Consider the following 17,981-nt stretch of genomic DNA (forward strand, 5'->3'; position numbering starts at 1 on the left):
AAATTTATGAGCTTGTCTAACACATCTGCTAATAAGAATCTCCCTAACTCGGTTCCTAGTGAACGTTTATGGTTAAGGTCAGAATTAATGGGAACACAAGTGATAACTACTGATACTGGAAGACGGCTAGGAGTAGTCGGCGAGGTTGTTGTTGATATTGATAGAAGAGAGGTGGTCGCTTTGGGACTAAGAGATAATCCACTTACAAGATTTTTACCAGGTTTGCCAAAATGGATGCCTTTAGAAAGTATTAAGCAAGTTGGAGATGTCATATTAGTTGACTCCCTAGATTCTTTGAGTGAAAGTTTTTCTCCAGAAAGGTATGGGAAGGTAATTAATTGTCAAGTGATTACAGAATCTGGACAACTTTTGGGAAGAGTTCTTGGCTTTTCTTTTGATATTGAGACTGGGGATTTGATATCTCTTGTTATGGGTGCTGTTGGTGTGCCGCTCTTAGGCGAGGGAGTTTTAAGTACTTGGGAAATACCTGTTGAGGAAATTGTAAGTAGTGGTACTGATAGGATTATTGTTTATGAAGGTGCGGAAGAAAAACTGAAGCAACTAAGTAGCGGTCTACTAGAGAAACTTGGAGTCGGGGGTTCTTCATGGGATGAAAGGGAAGTAAATGGATACTCAGCAAATCTTGTACCTGTTGAGAATCAGTTACTTTCAGGTTCTGAATCAGAACAGCAAAACAATTTGGTCGAGGAATATGAAGAAGTTGTTGAACAAGATGATTATGAAGAGGATTTTGAAGATGATTATGAAGATGAACTTGAATATGTTGAAATAAAGGGTTCTGAAGAAGAACTAAATAATAGAAAAAAGCTATACATGGATAATGATGATTCTGATCAGATCCAGAATCAAAATATTGTTAATCAAATAGATGAAAAAAACAATATTGATTTTAAGCAAAAGAAACAATCAACTACTAATTTAACTTCGAAAAGACCAATTCAAAATGCATCTGAAACTTTAGATATTGAACCACTTGATGAACAAAATTTTGTTCAAGATAATAAAAAATCAGAAAAGTTTGAAATTGATGACCCCTGGTAATTGTTAAAGTTTTTTTATTGAATTAAGAATTATAGAAGCAAGTTTTTTTGCAGCACCTTTATCGCCTCTTTCTTTGTGTAGATTATTCCTAATACTTTTTAATTGATCTCTATTTTTAATAAGAAATAATACTTCTCTTGCAATTTTTATTGGTGAAATATTACCAATCCTTTCAGGGACAATCATTCTTTTAGCTTTAATATTTGGCCAAGCAAAAAATTTCTTTTTTTTAAAATAGAAATTTTTGATTATAAAAGTTAGGAATCTATTTATGAATGAAATTTTTCCAATCACTCCAAAAATACCATCCCAGGCATTCATCATATTTAAATGTTGAGTTGGCAGAACTACTAACATTGGAAGACTAATTGCTGCTAATTCTGCAGTATTTGCTCCAACAGTTGTAATTGCAAGATCACATTCTTTTAATATTTCATAGCAAGGATGTTTCTTGATTAGATAAATCTTTGTATTTTTTGATGTTTCAATTACATAATCAAAACGAGAGTCTTTGAAGTTTTTAATTGTTTTGATTTTTGATGAGTAATATTTAGCAATTGGATTTTTATTGCTTTGAAAAAATAAATATTCACTTTTATCAGTAGTTGGGGCAATGGGAATTATAAAATTTATATTTTGATTTTCTTCAGCGATATGATCTGCAACTTCTAAGAAGAAAGGAATTCCTACAGAAAGCTTTGCTTTCTTAGAACCAGGCAACAATGCAATATGATGTTTTTCTTTATTTCTTAATGATATTTCGCTATTAAGTTTGATATCTGCCATCAAATCGCCAATGACCTTACATTTATATTTATATCTTTTAGGTATTGACTCTTTTACTTTTACATTCATAGCAGCTATTGCGTTGGACCATTTAGGCCATCGTGAAACCCATTCAGCATATGTGATATTTAAATAACCTAATCTTTTAGCTAATAAAATGCTCCAAAATTGATCCCCACCAAGGAAAATAACTACCCCTTTTTTTGGCCAATATGCAAAAGAATGTGGATTTATTAATAATTTCCAAAAACTTTTGGATTTTGTAATTAATTCGAATTTATTCCATGAATTTGCAACTGAAAATTCTTTACCAGTAGCATTTGGGCAAGGAACAAGGACTAACCTAAGAGTGAAATCTTGTTTATCGTCATCACGTAGTGATTTATTTACTTTGTTAAGCTCATCTATTACAGGATTTACCCATGTGGTTAATTCACCAGGACCATTGGAAATAATAACTACTGCAACTGATTTTTTTTTCATTGCAGTCAAACCAGAATACATTAAATGCGGACGGCGAGACTTGAACTCGCAAGGCCGAAGCCACACGCTCCTTAGACGTGCGCGTCTACCAATTCCGCCACGTCCGCAAAGGGTTTTCAGCAACCGTGGGATACCTAAACCTTAAAAATATCATACATTATTGGCTGAAATAAGGATGTAGTTCGAAAAGAGTATTTTTGAATATCATGAATAATTTTTCTATTGCATAAAACAAATATTTATACATATATAACGTTTTAGGTTGTATTGTAAAAAATGTCCTCTGATCACTAAAAAAATTTGTTGAATACTTTGGCAAATAATTTTTTATTTTAAGTCATTTCATTTCTTCAATTTTATTTTCATAATGGTTGAAAAAGTTTTAATTGCTAATCGTGGAGAAATAGCTTTACGAATTGTCAGAAGTTGTAGAGAACTAGGCATTGCAACAGTTGCAGTTTTTAGCACTGTAGATAAAAAAGCATTGCATGTTCAGCTTGCTGATGAGGCGGTTTGCGTCGGGGATTCATTAAGTAATAAGAGTTATTTAAATATTCCAAATATACTTGCTGCTGCTACATCAAGAGGAGTTGATGCTATTCATCCTGGTTATGGATTTCTTGCTGAAAATGATAAATTTGCTGAGATGTGTAACGATCACGGCATAGTTTTTATTGGTCCATCTCCTAAAGCTATTAGATCTATGGGAGATAAATCTACAGCTAAAGAAACTATGGAAGCAGTTGGAGTTCCAACAGTACCTGGCAGTAAAGGCTTGCTTTCAAATGTTGATGAGGCTTATAAATTGGCAGATGATATTGGTTATCCGGTAATTATTAAAGCGACTGCTGGAGGAGGTGGAAGAGGTATGAGGTTGGTTGAAAACTCTAATAATCTCGAAAAAATGTTTAAAGCAGCTCAAGGCGAAGCAGAAGCAGCTTTTGGTAATGATGGTTTATATATGGAGAAATTTATAAAGAAGCCAAGACATGTAGAAATTCAAATTTTGGCCGACAGGTCGGGTAATGTTGTTCACCTAGGAGAGCGAGATTGTTCGGTTCAAAGAAGACATCAGAAGTTACTAGAAGAGTCTCCCAGTCCTGCAATTAACCCTGAGCTTAGAAAAAAAATGGGGAACGCAGCTATTGCTGCTGCAAAAAGTATCGGCTACGAAGGAGCGGGGACAGTTGAATTTTTAGTTGATGATGATGATAATTTTTATTTTATGGAAATGAATACTAGGATTCAAGTTGAACATCCTGTTACTGAAATGGTTACAGGAGTAGATTTAATAGCTGAGCAAATTAAAATCGCAAGCGGAGCAAACTTGGAATTTAATCAGGATGATATCCATTTAAACGGTCATGCCATTGAATGTAGAATCAATGCTGAAGATCCTTCTCACAATTTCCGACCATCACCTGGAAAAATAACTGGGTGGCTTCCTCCAGGTGGCCCTGGTGTAAGGGTGGATAGTCATGTGTATACAGGCTATGAAATACCTCCTTTCTATGACTCATTAATTGGTAAATTAATAGTCTGGGGAAAAGATCGTAATACTGCAATTAAACGTATGAATAGGGCTTTAAATGAATGTGCGGTCACTGGTATTCCTACAACAATTAACTTTCATCTAACTTTACTGAATAAATCTAAATTTAAGCAGGGTAAGATTCATACTAAATATGTAGAAGAAGAATTATTGCCAAATTACTGAGAAATAATTACTTATTTCTATGAAATATTTGTATTTAATGCAAGTTTTATAAGCCCTTGCTGACCGACCAAAATTTCTCTTAAAAAGCTTATAACTCCGATCCAAATTACGGGTCCAACATCAACACCTCCAATAGGAGGAATTAGTTTTCTTGTTAAATTAAGAATAGAGCTTGATGGTATTGAAATTAATAACCATAAACCTTTACTTAAATCAATTTTTGGGTACCAAGTAAGTATTAATCTTATTAGAAAAACTATAGTTAGATATGAAAGAGAAATTCCTAAACTAATATCTAAAATTTGAAGAGAGTTTACAAGCAAGAAATCACAATTATTTAACTCATCTTAATAAATAACCCATTGAAACGTATTTAATTCGTATTATAAATTGAGAATTTAATATTTAAAAAGTGTTTCAAATCTCAAATTTATTACTAGCCGCAGATTTTTCTGCTGAAGTTGCAAATAATTCAGCAGTTGGAATGATAGGTAGTTTTATTGCGGCTGCTTTACTAATCGTTATTCCAGCCACTGCATTTTTGATTTTTGTTAGCCAGAAAGATTCCCTCGATCGTACTTCTACCGGAAGACGCTAGTTTTTGTAGAAGTTTTAAGTACACTATATATATAGGGGATATAAATAACCCTTTAAAAAATAAATTTTTGGAGAAAGAATGTGGTCAATGCTAGTCTCAATTGGGCCAGTATTGTTGGTATAGTTCTCGCGGTATGTGGAGGAGGCCTTTATTTCTTAAGGTCCTTTAAGCCTGCCTTGGCAAGGGATTATGATGTTTTCTTCGCAGCAATTGGACTTTTGTGTGGAGGAATATTATTTTTTCAAGGTTGGAGGTTAGATCCTATCCTTCAGTTTGGTCAGTTTTTACTTGCAGGAACTACAGTTTTTTTCGCATATGAAAGTGTGCGATTGAGGGGAGTTGCTACTGATCAAGCTAGAAGATCATCTTATTTTGATGATGATCCTATTTCTGATGGTCCCAGAAATTCTAGAGGCCGATTTAATAACGATTATGATAGGTTTGAAGAATCCGAAAGACCATCCAGAAGATTTAAACCTCAAGAAGATGAATTTGAAGAAGATTATATGGAGGGGAGATCTCGTAGGAGGAATGTTTCAAGAGCGATACCCTCAGCTGCAGCAAGTAGAAGTAGGCCATCTTCAAGAGAAATAAGTCAGTTTGAAAATGACGAACCTATAAGAAGGAGAAGAAGACAGACTTCTGAAGTTAGAAATAGTAAACAACCAGAAACAAACAACTTTGGTGAAAGAAGAAATTTATCTCGCGATGAAGTTAAAACAGGGTCTAGACCCAGAATGAATCGTACAGTTTCTAAACAAGATAATATCTCTGCTCCTACTGATTCTTCTCCATTAAGAAAGAAACCTACTAGATCCTCTATTAGGCAGCAAACTTCAACAACTCAAGTAGAAGATGCTTCATTTAAAGATGCTAATCAAGCCAAAAAACCACGTGAGACGCGTAGAGTGAGCTCTTCAGTTAGATCAAGTTCAAAAAATCAAAATAGTAGATATAACGTTGGAATAAACAAGAAGAAACCAAGAGATAACAGTTCTAGATTTGATGATTAATTATAAGATTCCTGCCCATTTTAAAAACGATTGTTTACTAAATAATTCAATCAATACTATTGCAAGGAAGCCAATCATTGCAAATCTTCCATTAGTTATTTCAGAATAACTACTCCATCCAAATTTATATTCATCTTTAATTTCTATAGTTTTTTCATCTAATTTATTGTCTTCAATTTGTTCATTGATCTGATTCGGATCTTTTTGCTCTTCTATAAAACTCTCATTTTCTAAATTAGTGATTTCTGAGTTAGTTTGTTCTTCTTTAGAATTCATTTTTTTTGTTAATCCTTAAAATTATACTTATCAGAAGTCAATAATTTCCAGTCTCCTTGTCCATTTAATTCTAAAATATTTTCGTGAAAATCTTTTAAGCTAGGTCTATGTCCAACACTTATTAGAGAAAGTTCTCGTTCCTTTAGTAAACTATATAGTTTTTTTTCAGTGTTAATATCTAAAGCACTTGTTGCTTCATCAAGTACTGCAAATCTTGGAGAATTTAGTAACAGTCTTGCAAAAGCTAATCTTTGTTGCTCGCCTAGGGAAAGAATTCGTGGCCAATCTTGTTTTATATCAAGATTAGGATACCGATCCACTAAGGTTTTTAAATTTACTTCATGTAGTACAGAAGTAAGATGTTCATCACTAAATTTCTTAACTTCTGTGGGATAACATAATTGTTCTCTTAAAGAACCAAGTAACATATATGGTTTTTGAGGTATGAATAATAATTCCCCAATTTTTGGTTTTTTAATTACTCCTTGATCGGGTTCCCATAAACCACTAATCATTCTTAGTAAAGATGTTTTTCCGCATCCAGATGGTCCTACAACCAAAAGTGATTGATTATTGTCGATGCTTAAATTTAAATTTTTAATGATTGTTTTATTTGATCCTGGTGGGCAAAGGTCAGCATTATTAATAAGAATTGAGGGGTAATCTGAAATAACGTTTTGATTGCTTGTTGGGTTGGTTTGACTAATGGATTCAACTTTTGATTGGAATCCTTCTAATCTGCCAATGCCAGCAGTAAATTTTGCAAGTTCTTCGATTTGATTAACAATAAAAAATAACGAACCTTCAACCATTCCAAATGCAAAGCTTGCCTGAATAAAGCGTCCATAATCAATATCACCTCTAAAGTAAGGAATTGCCATTATTAGATATGGAAAGAAATTTCCAGCATAATTAATGGATCTTCTCATGACGTCTATTATTACTCTCCATATAATCAGTAAATTAAAGTTTCTCACCACTTCTCCTAATCGCCTTTCAGTTTCACTTCGCTCAGGATTCTCCCCAGAGTAAAAGGCTATTGATTCAGCATTATCTCGAATATGAACTAAGCCATATCGAAAATCTGCTTCATATCTGAGTTGATCAAAGTCAATCTTTACAAGATTTTTTCCAGCAATTAAAAGGATAGAAGTTGCAAATGCAGCGTAACCGAATAAAGAAAAAGTAAGTGTTGTACTAATACTCCATAAAATAAGAATATTAAGTGAAAATGTTAGTAGGGCATCAAAAATACCTAATGTGAAAGAAAGACTTTGACCGGTAAAAGCTCGAGTATCATCTGTGATTCTTTGATCAGGATTATCTACATCGGTTTGTTCTTCATCATTGGGATTTAATTGGTAATAGGCTTTATTGGTCATATAATCTTTGACTAAACTTTTTGAAAGCCATTCTCTCCAAATTATTCCTAATTTATATGTAAAAAATATTTGGGAAACACGTATAGGTAGAGCCACAGCGAAACAACAAGCGTAAATCCCTAATATCCGATAAAACCCATCTTCTTGTTTTTCTACTAAAGCATTTGTTAAATCTCTTGCTATGAAACCAATACCTGCGTTTATTCCGTTTACAGCTAAAAGCATTAATACAATTATCGCAAGGAATAACCAATGTAACCATCTTCGGTTTTTTAATTGACGTCTCAAGCTAAAAAAGCTGCCTGATCCAATTAGAAATAAGGCAGAGAAAAGCAATCCCCAGCTACCAGCCCAAATCGAATTGACAGTACTTACCACACCTCCAAAATACTTTTCAAGAAATATTGGTTGAAGGTTTTCAAAAAAACTAATTATGCCTGTAAGACCAACAAGTACTACTCCACCAACACAAAATAAAAGAGAAATCAAAAGCCATATGAATTGAAGTCCATTGCATTGATCTATTGGAAGAAAAAATGGCTGAGACAGCTTCCTTAATTTTTGTAATTGGTATAATATTTTGGATTTATTATTAACTTCTTTATTCATTACTCGACTAGTTTTATAGAATAAATTATAACTTTTAGCAGTCTATTGACCAAAGCCGATAAATGAAAGTGCCCAGTCAGGTAAATTTAAGTAATTTAAGATTGTAGTATTAAATTCATGAACTTTTGGGAAACATTTATCTAATACCCACCATAAGAGAAAAGGTAGATTAAATAAAATTTGTAATTGCCATTTATAAGTTAAAACCTTCCATATTTTTATTAATTTAGTTTTGAGAGAATCGTCTAGATCTTCCCAATTTTTTGAGACTAAATTGAATAAATTTTTGGATTTTGTATTTAAGGAATCTGGTGTATTCATTATGTTTTTACTTATTTATAACCCATAAACTTTTCTTTCGAGAGTTTTAACCTGGGGGCCAATTCATTTTTCTTCCAGATAAAAAATGAATATGTAAATGAAAAACTGTTTGTCCCGATTCTGCTCCAGTATTAATTACTGTTCTCCAATTAGTTAAATTTTTTGATTTAGCTATTTTGCTACCAACAAAAAGTAAATGCCCTAACAAATTTGCATCCTCTTCAATACAATCTAATAGGCTGATGATTGGCTTTTTTGGAATCACTAAAAAATGAAATGGTGCTTGCGCTTGGATATCGTTAAAAGCAATACAAAACTCATCTTCATAAAGCTTATCGCAGGGTATTTCTTCATTAATTATTTTTTGAAATATTGTAGTTTCAGTCATTAGATTAATTAATAGAAATTACATCTTCTTCGTTAAACCCTTCCTTTATAAGTTCTTTGTTTAAATCATCTTTTGATGTAACTCTATCAACAAATAGTATTCCGTTTAAATGATCCATTTCATGTTGAATACACCTCGCTAGAAGTCCATCGGCTTTCATTTTCCGTGGTCTACCCATTTCATCCCTAAATTTTAATTTAATAGTTGATGGTCTTACTACATTCAAATAGACGCCAGGTATACTCAAACAGCCTTCTTCGTATGAATTAAGAGTTGTTCCAAAGTCTGTAATTTCTGGATTGATTAATATTAAAGGTTCTGCTGCTGAATCTTCAAAATTTACATCTATCACAAGAAGCTCCTTGTTGATGCCAATTTGTGGTGCGGCAAGTCCAATTCCTTTAGCTGCATACATGCTTTGAAGCATTTCTCTAGCAAGTTTTCTAATCGATTCGTCAACTTTAGTGATTCTTTTGGAATTTTTTCTCAACACATCATCACCAAGTTTATAAATATCTAGAGATGGCTTACCTGTTTGTTCTTTTGCAATTTTTTCTGAGCTTCCACTTGTTCTTGACTTTTTTGCAAGTTGTGAAAAATGGTTTGCCACGTTAAAAAGTTTTTAATTAAGAGTTTAGCTATAAAAATACTAGCACTTTAATTTACTTTCTTTATATTTTAAATGAGTAATGATGATAAGTTAAAAGTTAGGCAAACTGAATCTAAAAAAAATGCTTACAAGGAATTAACTATTATTAGGGATATCATTTTTTGGATTGATGTTGTTGGTGAAGGTCAAAATGAGAATGCTATTTTTGCAAGACCATTTAATGATAAAGGGGCGTTTCCTCAGAAATTAACAAGTAAAAAGCATAATATTAAAAATAATTTTCATGGATATGGTGGTAAAGCATATAAATGTATAAATTTTAAAAATAATTTTTATTTAATATGGATAGATCAGATTACTAAGGCAGTATGGTTTCAAATTTTTAAAGAGGCAGCGTCAAATTATAGAAGTCAAAATATATATCTCGATTCAGTTCAAGAACCTAGACAACTATCTAAATCAATTGATGGAAATTTCGATTCTTCATTTGTCATTTCTGAAAAAAATTTTTTGTATGGAATTTGCGAGATAAATAATAGAGATTATTTATTTTCTTTAAATTTAAAAAAAACTAAACAAGATATTCATCGAATTAAAAAATTTAAAAATTTTGCTGGAGAATTATCTTCTAATACTTCTGCTAGATTACTTTCTTGGATAGAGTGGGATTCTCCATATATGCCCTGGGACAAAAATGATCTGTTTTTTGCTCAAATAGATCTAGATGGAGAGGTACAAAAAATAAAAAAATTCTCAAATAAGCTTATAAATGCGAAAAAAAACGTTTCTTTTTTTCAACCCTATTGGATAAGTGAAACACTTTTAGTATGTTCTGAAGATAGTTCTGGATGGTGGAATTTGTTGTTTTTAGATATTAATGAAATTGAGAATATTTTTATTAAGAAAAGAGTAGAGAGAAATTTGCTTGAATATGGAGCACCACAATGGGTCTCCGGAATAACATTTTTTTCAGGGACTATAAAAAATTTATTTTGCCTAGCAAAAAAAGAAAATAATTTAATAGTGGAACAATATAAAAATCTTAAATTTGTTAAGGAATTTTCTACTCCTTTTACTTCAATAAGTGATTTCAGTGTTTTTCGAAAAAAAGTTCTTTTAAAAGGTTATGGATCTGATTTTTTGGGAATTGTATTTGAAATTGATTTTGAAAAAAAAGTTTTATCAAATTTTTCTGAGCAGATATTTTTTGATCATATAAAAGATTGTTCAAAACCTGAAACATTTTGGTTTAAAGGTTTTGAGGCTCAATCTACTCATTCTTTTCTTTATAAGCCGCTTGTTGAAAATTTTAGAAAGCCACCGCTCCTTGTTAGAGCACATAGCGGGCCAACTTCATGTTTTGATGGATCATATAATTCTGAAGTTCAATATTGGACGTCGAAGGGATTTTTTGTTGCTGAAGTCAATTATGGAGGATCATCAGGATTTGGCAAAGAATATAGAGAGAGGTTGAATTCTAAATGGGGTATTGTTGATTCTTATGATTGCAAATCACTAGCTCTTGAATTGATTAAATCAAATCAAGTTGATAGTGAAAAAGTAGTAATTTTTGGGAATAGTGCTGGTGGTTTAACTGCCCTGAATTGTTTATTATGTGGGTCTATTTTTAAAGCAGCAATTTGTAAATATCCTGTTATTGATTTGAAGGATATGCATTACAACACTCATAGATTTGAAAAAGATTATTTAAATTCTTTGATAGGAAATTATGCAAAAAACCATGATAATTATATTAATAGATCCCCGATAAATTATATTAACAAAATAAAAAAACCTATCTTATTGTTTCATGGAAAAAAAGATGCAGTTATTTCTTATAAACAAACTTTAAAAATTCAAGAAATTTTGATTCAGAATAATAAATATTCAGAAGTTATTTTTTTTGATAATGAAGGGCATGGTTTTAGAAATATTGAAAATAAAGAAGTAGTAATGAAAAAATCTCAGGAATTTTTAAAAAATGCTTTGAATATTTAAGAATTGATTTTTAGAAAATCAATAGTATCTTTTAATTTTTCTATAAAAATATCAATTTCTTCCTTATTGGTTGTGAAATTCATGCTGATCCTAGCTGTTGATTTAATTCCAATGTGTCTGTGAAGAGGTTGACAGCAATGGTGGCCACTTCTGATGCAAATTCCTTTTGAATCAAGAATTTCAGCAATATCATTTGAATGTATATTTTTTATATAAAAGGTGGCAAGTGAGGCTCTGTCTGGGTCTATCTCCGGCGATGGACCTATGATTTCAATATTTTCTATTTGATTTAATTTTTCAAATAAATATTTAGTAATAGTCTTTTCATATTCATGAATTTCATTCAATCCAATATTTTTAATATAATTAATTGCTTCTGCAAGACCTATTGCTTCTGCAATGGCAGGAGTTCCAGCTTCAAATTTGTGTGGTAGCTCTGCCCAAGTACTTGTTTCTTCAAAAACATCTTGAATCATTTCGCCACCTCCAAAGAGAGGAGGAATTTTTTCTAGGATTTCTTTTCTTGACCAGAGGAAACCAATACCTGTAGGACCGCATAGTTTATGTCCTGATCCAGCTAAAAAATCTATATTAAGATCAATTACATCCATTTTTTGATGCGCCAAACTTTGGCATGCATCTATTAACACTAAAGAACCTTTTTGTTTAGCTAATTTAGTTATTTCTTTGATTGGATTACAGCACCCTAGTGTATTACTAACATGTACTAGGCTAACAAGTTTAGTTTTAGATGTAAGTTTTGATTTAAAGTCTTCTATATCTAATTTCCCATCTTTATCTATACCGATAAATTTTAATTTGCATTTATTTTTTGCTGCAATCATTTGCCATGGAACAATATTGCTATGATGCTCCATTATTGATAAGAGAATTTCATCGTTTTCTTTTAATGAATATTCTCCCCAAGATCTAGCTACTAGATTGATTGCCTCAGTAGCATTTCTTGTGAAAATAATTTCTTTTGCTGAATTCGCTTTTATATATTTGCTGATTAAATATCGTGCATTTTCAAATTCTTCTGTTGCTTTAGTACTTAATTGATGTGCCCCTCTATGTACATTGGCATTAAAGTTTTTGTAGTATTCATTAATTTTTTCTAAGACTTGTATTGGTTTTTGTGTGGTTGCAGCATGGTCTAAATAAATAATTTGCTCATTACAATTTAAGTTCTTATTTAAAAGAGGAAAGTCTTTCTTAGTTATTTCAGGAAAATTTTGTATTGTTTCCATTAAGCCTCATTTAAAAGTTTATCAAGCAAATCCCATTTATCTTTTGAAATGGGAATAAATGAAATTATTTCTTGAAAGTAAGAACTTAATTGTAGTTTACTTGCTTCTGTTAATGTGATACCTCTTGTTCGCATATAAAAAAGTTCTTCTTCATTTAGTTGCGAAATTGTAGCTCCATGTTTGCATTTGACATCATCAGCAATTATTTCTAATTGAGGTTTGGTATCTATTTGTGCGAGATTTGATAAAAGTAAATTTCTGCTTAATTGGGAAGCATCAGTTCTCTGGGCAATTTTCGGAACTATTATTGAACCTTCAAATATTGCATGTGATTTATCATCAGCAAGTGATTTATTAATTTGATCTAGAAATCCATTTGGGCCATTAAATTCAATTTTTGCATAGGTTGAAATTTGCTCATCTTTTTTGGTTATTTGCATACCTTTGATATTTGTTTTAGCGTTTCCCTCAGATTGTTTAATACTAATTTCAAATCTCGCGTAATTGAATTTGAAATGTAAAGATCCTAAGTTGTAAGCACTATTTTTTTGTTGAATTACATTGAGAGAATTTAATAGATTGGATCTGTTTTCACCGTAAGAAACAACACCATGATTTATGGAACTATTTTCTTTCAAGCAAAAGAAAGTTGATTGAGATAATGAAGAGTTTTCTTTACCAAGATTTACTTGTAATAATTCAATATCACAATTCTTTTCTAAAAATATTACGAGGGTTTTTGCTTTTAAAGAATTTCTTGATGCATTACTAAAAATTTCAATAGGAGGAATTTTTGATCCATTTATTTTTAATCCCAAAATATTATTTTTACAACTTAAAGACAGATTTAGTAGGTCACTCCAATTTTCGTTTTGCTTAAAAAAAGATATCTGTTCCTTGATATATTTTTGTAATTCATCCTCACTTAATTGCTGTATTGAATAATTTTTCTCTATTAATTTAATTTGGTAATTCTCACCAATTATTAATCTAATATTACTTTGAGAATTTTTCGGATATGGTATATCAAATTTTGAATCTTTTTCATTAACTGAGTAATCTAAAAATTTTGACAATTTTGATTTATTTGAAAGCCTCCATAGTTCACTTTTAAGATTAGGGAAAGGGTTTGATTGTAATTTATGAAGACAGATTTTTTGTATTTCTGTTAGATTATCGTCCGCTTTATTATTTTTTATTTTTTCAATAATTTCCATTTGTTTAGGTCTCTTTTATAAAGTTATCAGTCCATTCATACCCTTTTTCCTCAAGTTCTAGAGCAAGATCACTCTCACCAGTTTTTATGATTTGACCGTCTGACATAACATGGACATAATTTGGTTTAATTTCATTTAATAATCTTTGATAGTGGGTAATAAGTATAATTCCAGTTTGTGTATTAGATATTTTTTTAATTCCTGATGCCACAATTCTTAAAGCATCGATATCTAGACCAGAATCGGTCTCATCTAATATCGCTATCTTGGGCTCAAGTAAAGCCATTTGCAGAATTTCATTTCTTTTTTTTTCACCTCCGGAAAAGCCTTGATTGACACTCCTTGACAGGAATGCATGATCCATTTTCACAATTTCTAACTTTTCTTTAACTAATTCTTCAAAATCAAAAGTATCCAATTCTTCTTTGTTGAGGAATTTCCTTCTAGCATTAGTTGAAACTCTAAGAAACTCAAGGTTACTAACACCTGGAATCTCAATTGGATATTGAAAACCAAGAAAAATTCCTGATTGAGATCTCTCTTCAGGTTCTAGAGAGTTGATGTTTTCACCTAAAAATTTTATGTCGCCATTTGTAATATTATACGAGGGATGTCCTGCAATGATTTTCGAAAGAGTACTTTTGCCACATCCATTTCTTCCCATAATGGCATGGATTTCTCCTGGATAGACAGTAAGTGAAACCCCTTTTAAAATTGGAAGATTTTCAGTAGATGCGGAGAGATTTTCAACTTCTAAAATCGGATCTGATTCTTTCATTTTACTTTGCATTTCAGTTTAGAAATTGATTAATTAACCTACTGATCCCTCTAGTTTAAGTGCCAGTAACTTATCTGCTTCAGCAGCAAATTCCATAGGTAATTGATTAAATACATCTCTGCAAAAACCGCTAACCATCATAGATACTGCCTCTTCAAAATCTATACCTCTGCTTTGGAGATAAAAAAGTTGGTCTTCTGAGATTCTACATGTGCTTGCTTCATGCTCAATTTCAGAATTGGGTTGTTGAGATTTGATGTAAGGAAATGTATTTGCAGAAGCTTGATCCCCTATTAACATTGAATCACATTGACTGTAATTTCTTGATCCTGTAGCTTTTGTTCCCATTTTGACAAGACCTCTATAGCTATTTTTTGAGTTACCTGCACTAATACCTTTGCTAACAATAGTTGATTTGGTCTTAGGACCAATATGGATCATTTTTGTGCCGGTATCTGCTTGCTGAAGATTATTGGTGAGAGCCACTGAATAAAATTCACCTACAGATTCTTCCCCTAAAAGAAGACAGCTAGGATATTTCCATGTAATTGCAGACCCTGTTTCAACTTGAGACCAGCTAATTTTACTTCTCTTACCTAAACATTTACCTCTCTTGGTGACAAAATTAAAAATTCCGCCAATACCTTCTTCATCACCAGCATACCAATTTTGCACTGTTGAATATTTTATTGAGGCGTCGTCTAATGCTATAAGCTCTACAACTGCTGCATGTAGGGTATTTGTATCAAACATTGGTGCTGTACAACCTTCTAGATAGCTTACAGAACTTGATTCTTCAGCAATGATTAGTGTTCTTTCGAATTGTCCTGAATCTCCACTATTAATCCTGAAGTAGGAAGATAGATCCATAGGGCAGGTAACACCTTTTGGGATATAAACAAAAGAACCATCACTAAAAACTGCAGAATTTAGTGCTGCAAAATAATTATCACTAGCTGGCACTACTGTACCTAAATATTTTTCAATCAAATCCGCGTGATTTTTTACTGCTTCACTAATTGAGCAGAATATAACTCCATGTTCAGCAAGTTCTTCCCTAAAAGTTGTAGCTATAGAAACACTATCAAAGACAGCATCTACTGCTACATTTGTTAGTTTTTTTTGCTCCGTAAGGGGTATTCCTAATTTGTCAAAAGTCTCAAGAAGTTTGGGATCAACTTCATCTAAGCTAGAAATTTTCTCTTTTTGCTTAGGAGCAGAGTAATAAATAATATCTTGATAATCGATTTGTTTATATCCTAATCCTGCCCAATCAGGCTCTTTCATTTTTTGCCATTTTTTAAAGGCTTTTAATCTAAAATCAAGAAGAAATTTTGGTTCTTCTTTTTTCTGTGAAATTAATTTTATAATATCTTCATTTAATCCCTTCTCTATTTTTTCAGTTTCAATATCAGTAACGAAACCATATTTGTAAGGCTCTTTTACTACATCTTTAACTAAATTTTCGTTGACCATGTTATCAAAAATAACCTATTACAATTAGCTTTATATACTTTAACGAAAGATTCCCCCAATATTGAGTTTTTTTCCTTTATTAAAACTAAAAATTAATGTCTAATCATCTTGATCCCTTGTCTAACCCCTTAAACATAGAAATTATTCAAGAAATTGATAATCTTGATCTACCTATAATGCAGAAACACCATTTAAGAATACTTGCTCATTGCCTTCAGATTTTAAAAACTATCAATGTAGATAATAGTTCGGAATATAAAAATAAAAATCCCCTGAGAGCATGGTGTGATAGCCAATCCAAAAAATTTGATGATAAAAAATTTAGTGATCTTTTTTATGAGCAGTTAGAATCCACTTCAAAAAAATTAAGTACTTTTTCAAAAAAAATAGGTAAAAGTATTGAGGATTTAGAGATAGATGATTTAGTACTTCTAGTCGAACAACGCTGAATGCTCTTTTATTTAACTGATCCCGAAGAAAAAATATATTTTTGTTGAGTCGTTAACAAATTCAGGTAATAAAATTTAAAAAAAAAGAAAATTAATTTACATTTCAAAAAGATCTAAAAATTAATTAATTCTATTTATACCAACTGTTTTGAAGCAAAATATCAATTTTGAGAATTTTTTAGTAGTCAGAGGATCCTGACGACAGGCCAAAAAGACACACAATTCCCAAAAAAAAAGAACATACTGATCCCAAACAAAAACGGAGAATTTAAAGTGGCTGATGGGATCATGAACAAAGTTCAATTACTCTCACTAACCCTCAGACAATTACGTCAAGAAGCAAGTAAATTATCGGTTCCGCTATACAGTCGCAAAACAAAAGCTGTTTTAGTTGATTTAATACTTAAATATCAAGAAAAATCTACAAAAAAAACATACACTACACCTCCTGAGTCAAAATCTGAAGAAACTACTGAGTCCAATACTTTCAATAGTAGTGAAGAAGTTAAAACTAATGTAGTTTTCCTACCCCGAGATCCAGATTGGGCTTATGTTTTTTGGCAAATTTCTGATGCAGATAGAGAAAAAGCACAATCTCTGGGAGCCAATAAATTATGTTTACGATTATTTGATGCTTCTGGTTCTGAAGGAAGCAACTTGAATCAAGGAACACTAAGGGAGATTGCGGTTGATAGTTACAGCACCGAGTGGTATTTGCCAATCCCACTTGCAGATAGAGATTATAAAGTTGAATTAGGTTACAAATATGGGTTTAACTGGATGTCATTGGCATTTTCTACGATAAGCCATGTTCCTGGGTCTCATCCTTCTGAGCAAATTCTAGATAAATTTGTACCTTTTAACTTAGATTCTACTCTTGAGTCAATCCCAGATATTTCTAATCCTGTTGTTTCAGAGCAAAATGGTATGCATGAAAGGTTATACCAAGCAGCAACAAACATTCCTTTCAGAAGAAAAGTTGGTTCTGAAGAATTTATGGAAAACGTAAATTCAACAAACCTCAATGATAATCTTACAGACTCAGGTGTTGGTAAATGGTCATCAGGTTTAAATGATTCTGGAAGCGGAATTGTTAAAAATAGATCTTTTTGGCTCGTTGCTGATGCTGAATTAATTGTTTATGGAGCTACAGAGCCTTCTGCAAAACTGACAATAGGAGGAGAAGATGTACCTCTTGCTGCAGATGGTACTTTTAGAATTCAAGTTCCATTTAGAGATGGGACTCAAAACTATGATATTAAAGCTGTTGATGTATCCGGTGAGCAAGAAAAAAGTATATCAATGAAATTTGAAAGAACAACACCACTTGACGACACTAATGAAAAAGATAATGCTGAGACTGAATGGTTTTAATAGATTAAATTAATGCTGAAAAAAATTGTAGCTTTTACTCCATTGTTTGGGGCATTAACGTTTCCGCTAATAGTTCCAATTACAATTTCTAAATTTGGTGTTAACTATGGAATTCTTAGTGCATTATTAATTTCTTCATTATGGTTTATCGCTATGTTAAGAACTTCCGAAATGCCTCACTAATTTAGTTAGAT

General features: G+C 31.8%; 19 protein-coding genes and 1 tRNA gene. 8 read left to right on the forward strand and 12 right to left on the reverse strand.

The window, feature by feature from the left end; all coding sequences use genetic code 11:
• The first annotated feature begins 6 nt into the window (after positions 1-6).
• Entirely contained in the window at positions 7-1,062 is a 1,056-nt protein-coding gene (locus EU91_RS07345; protein ID WP_032523843.1) for a PRC-barrel domain-containing protein, read from the forward strand.
• A gap of 3 nt (positions 1,063-1,065) precedes the next feature.
• Here EU91_RS07345 and EU91_RS07340 read toward each other — a convergent pair whose 3' ends face one another.
• Both EU91_RS07340 and EU91_RS07335 read right to left on the reverse strand, forming a co-directional pair.
• Positions 1,066-2,352 (reverse strand): hypothetical protein, encoded by a 1,287-nt coding sequence (locus EU91_RS07340; protein WP_032523844.1) that lies wholly within the window; start codon positions 2,350-2,352, stop codon positions 1,066-1,068.
• A gap of 4 nt (positions 2,353-2,356) precedes the next feature.
• Positions 2,357-2,438 (reverse strand) — tRNA-Leu (locus EU91_RS07335).
• Between the two features lie 260 nt (positions 2,439-2,698).
• Here EU91_RS07335 and accC point away from each other — a divergent pair.
• Positions 2,699-4,048 carry an acetyl-CoA carboxylase biotin carboxylase subunit gene (gene accC, locus EU91_RS07330; protein ID WP_025923813.1) on the forward strand — a complete coding sequence of 450 codons (1,350 nt, stop codon included), beginning with the start codon at positions 2,699-2,701 and terminating at the stop codon, positions 4,046-4,048.
• A 17-nt stretch (positions 4,049-4,065) separates the two neighbouring features.
• Here accC and EU91_RS07325 read toward each other — a convergent pair whose 3' ends face one another.
• Positions 4,066-4,371 carry a YggT family protein gene (locus EU91_RS07325; RefSeq protein WP_032523845.1) on the reverse strand — a complete coding sequence of 102 codons (306 nt, stop codon included), beginning with the start codon at positions 4,369-4,371 and terminating at the stop codon, positions 4,066-4,068.
• A gap of 89 nt (positions 4,372-4,460) precedes the next feature.
• Here EU91_RS07325 and psbX point away from each other — a divergent pair, with 89 nt between their 5' ends.
• Complete coding sequence (psbX, locus tag EU91_RS07320) at positions 4,461-4,646, forward strand: photosystem II reaction center X protein (RefSeq protein ID WP_025905805.1); 186 nt, start codon at positions 4,461-4,463, stop codon at positions 4,644-4,646.
• A gap of 80 nt (positions 4,647-4,726) precedes the next feature.
• Positions 4,727-5,659: a Ycf66 family protein gene (locus EU91_RS07315; RefSeq protein ID WP_032523846.1), complete on the forward strand. Its 933-nt coding sequence runs from the start codon at positions 4,727-4,729 to the stop codon at positions 5,657-5,659.
• On the opposite strand, the gene EU91_RS07310 is transcribed toward EU91_RS07315, so the two are convergent.
• From EU91_RS07310 to def, 5 genes are read right to left on the reverse strand one after another with little or no spacing between them, the layout of a single operon-like run.
• Positions 5,660-5,935, reverse strand: coding sequence for a chlorophyll a/b-binding protein (locus tag EU91_RS07310; protein ID WP_032523847.1), 276 nt, complete (start codon positions 5,933-5,935; stop codon positions 5,660-5,662).
• A gap of 8 nt (positions 5,936-5,943) precedes the next feature.
• Positions 5,944-7,926, reverse strand: a complete 1,983-nt coding sequence (locus EU91_RS07305; protein ID WP_032523848.1) for an ABC transporter ATP-binding protein/permease — start codon at positions 7,924-7,926, stop codon at positions 5,944-5,946.
• A 42-nt stretch (positions 7,927-7,968) separates the two neighbouring features.
• Positions 7,969-8,247: a hypothetical protein gene (locus tag EU91_RS07300; protein ID WP_032523849.1), complete on the reverse strand. Its 279-nt coding sequence runs from the start codon at positions 8,245-8,247 to the stop codon at positions 7,969-7,971.
• Between the two features lie 46 nt (positions 8,248-8,293).
• Positions 8,294-8,635 (reverse strand): histidine triad nucleotide-binding protein, encoded by a 342-nt coding sequence (locus tag EU91_RS07295; RefSeq protein WP_032523850.1) that lies wholly within the window; start codon positions 8,633-8,635, stop codon positions 8,294-8,296.
• 4 nt (positions 8,636-8,639) lie between these two features.
• Complete coding sequence (gene def, locus EU91_RS07290; RefSeq protein WP_032523851.1) at positions 8,640-9,245, reverse strand: peptide deformylase; 606 nt, start codon at positions 9,243-9,245, stop codon at positions 8,640-8,642.
• Positions 9,246-9,317: 72 nt separating this feature from the next.
• Between def and EU91_RS07285 the strand changes: the two genes are divergently transcribed.
• Positions 9,318-11,243 (forward strand): alpha/beta hydrolase family protein, encoded by a 1,926-nt coding sequence (locus tag EU91_RS07285; RefSeq protein ID WP_032523852.1) that lies wholly within the window; start codon positions 9,318-9,320, stop codon positions 11,241-11,243.
• On the opposite strand, the gene EU91_RS07280 is transcribed toward EU91_RS07285, so the two are convergent.
• The 4 genes from EU91_RS07280 to sufB are packed head-to-tail and all read right to left on the reverse strand — an operon-like array spanning position 11,240 to position 15,964.
• Positions 11,240-12,493 (reverse strand): aminotransferase class V-fold PLP-dependent enzyme, encoded by a 1,254-nt coding sequence (locus EU91_RS07280; RefSeq protein WP_032523853.1) that lies wholly within the window; start codon positions 12,491-12,493, stop codon positions 11,240-11,242. The two genes, EU91_RS07285 and EU91_RS07280, sit on opposite strands and share 4 nt — an antisense overlap.
• Positions 12,493-13,710 carry a SufD family Fe-S cluster assembly protein gene (locus EU91_RS07275; RefSeq protein ID WP_032523854.1) on the reverse strand — a complete coding sequence of 406 codons (1,218 nt, stop codon included), beginning with the start codon at positions 13,708-13,710 and terminating at the stop codon, positions 12,493-12,495. The genes EU91_RS07280 and EU91_RS07275 overlap by 1 nt, the downstream gene beginning before the upstream one ends.
• A 4-nt stretch (positions 13,711-13,714) precedes the next feature.
• Entirely contained in the window at positions 13,715-14,500 is a 786-nt protein-coding gene (gene sufC / locus EU91_RS07270; RefSeq protein WP_032523855.1) for a Fe-S cluster assembly ATPase SufC, read from the reverse strand.
• Positions 14,501-14,521: 21 nt separating this feature from the next.
• Entirely contained in the window at positions 14,522-15,964 is a 1,443-nt protein-coding gene (gene sufB, locus EU91_RS07265) for a Fe-S cluster assembly protein SufB (RefSeq protein ID WP_032523856.1), read from the reverse strand.
• Between the two features lie 95 nt (positions 15,965-16,059).
• Between sufB and EU91_RS07260 the strand changes: the two genes are divergently transcribed.
• The 3 genes from EU91_RS07260 to EU91_RS09160 all read left to right on the forward strand — a co-directional run bounded on the left by EU91_RS07260 (position 16,060) and on the right by EU91_RS09160 (position 17,970).
• Complete coding sequence (locus EU91_RS07260) at positions 16,060-16,413, forward strand: hypothetical protein (RefSeq protein WP_032523857.1); 354 nt, start codon at positions 16,060-16,062, stop codon at positions 16,411-16,413.
• A gap of 273 nt (positions 16,414-16,686) precedes the next feature.
• Positions 16,687-17,787 carry a DUF4912 domain-containing protein gene (locus EU91_RS07255; RefSeq protein ID WP_032523858.1) on the forward strand — a complete coding sequence of 367 codons (1,101 nt, stop codon included), beginning with the start codon at positions 16,687-16,689 and terminating at the stop codon, positions 17,785-17,787.
• Positions 17,788-17,799: 12 nt separating this feature from the next.
• Entirely contained in the window at positions 17,800-17,970 is a 171-nt protein-coding gene (locus EU91_RS09160) for a hypothetical protein (protein WP_011375642.1), read from the forward strand.
• Positions 17,971-17,981: the final 11 nt, after the last annotated feature.

Source organism: Prochlorococcus marinus str. GP2 (genome assembly GCF_000759885.1).
In the GTDB taxonomy this organism is placed as follows: domain Bacteria; phylum Cyanobacteriota; class Cyanobacteriia; order PCC-6307; family Cyanobiaceae; genus Prochlorococcus_A; species Prochlorococcus_A marinus_J.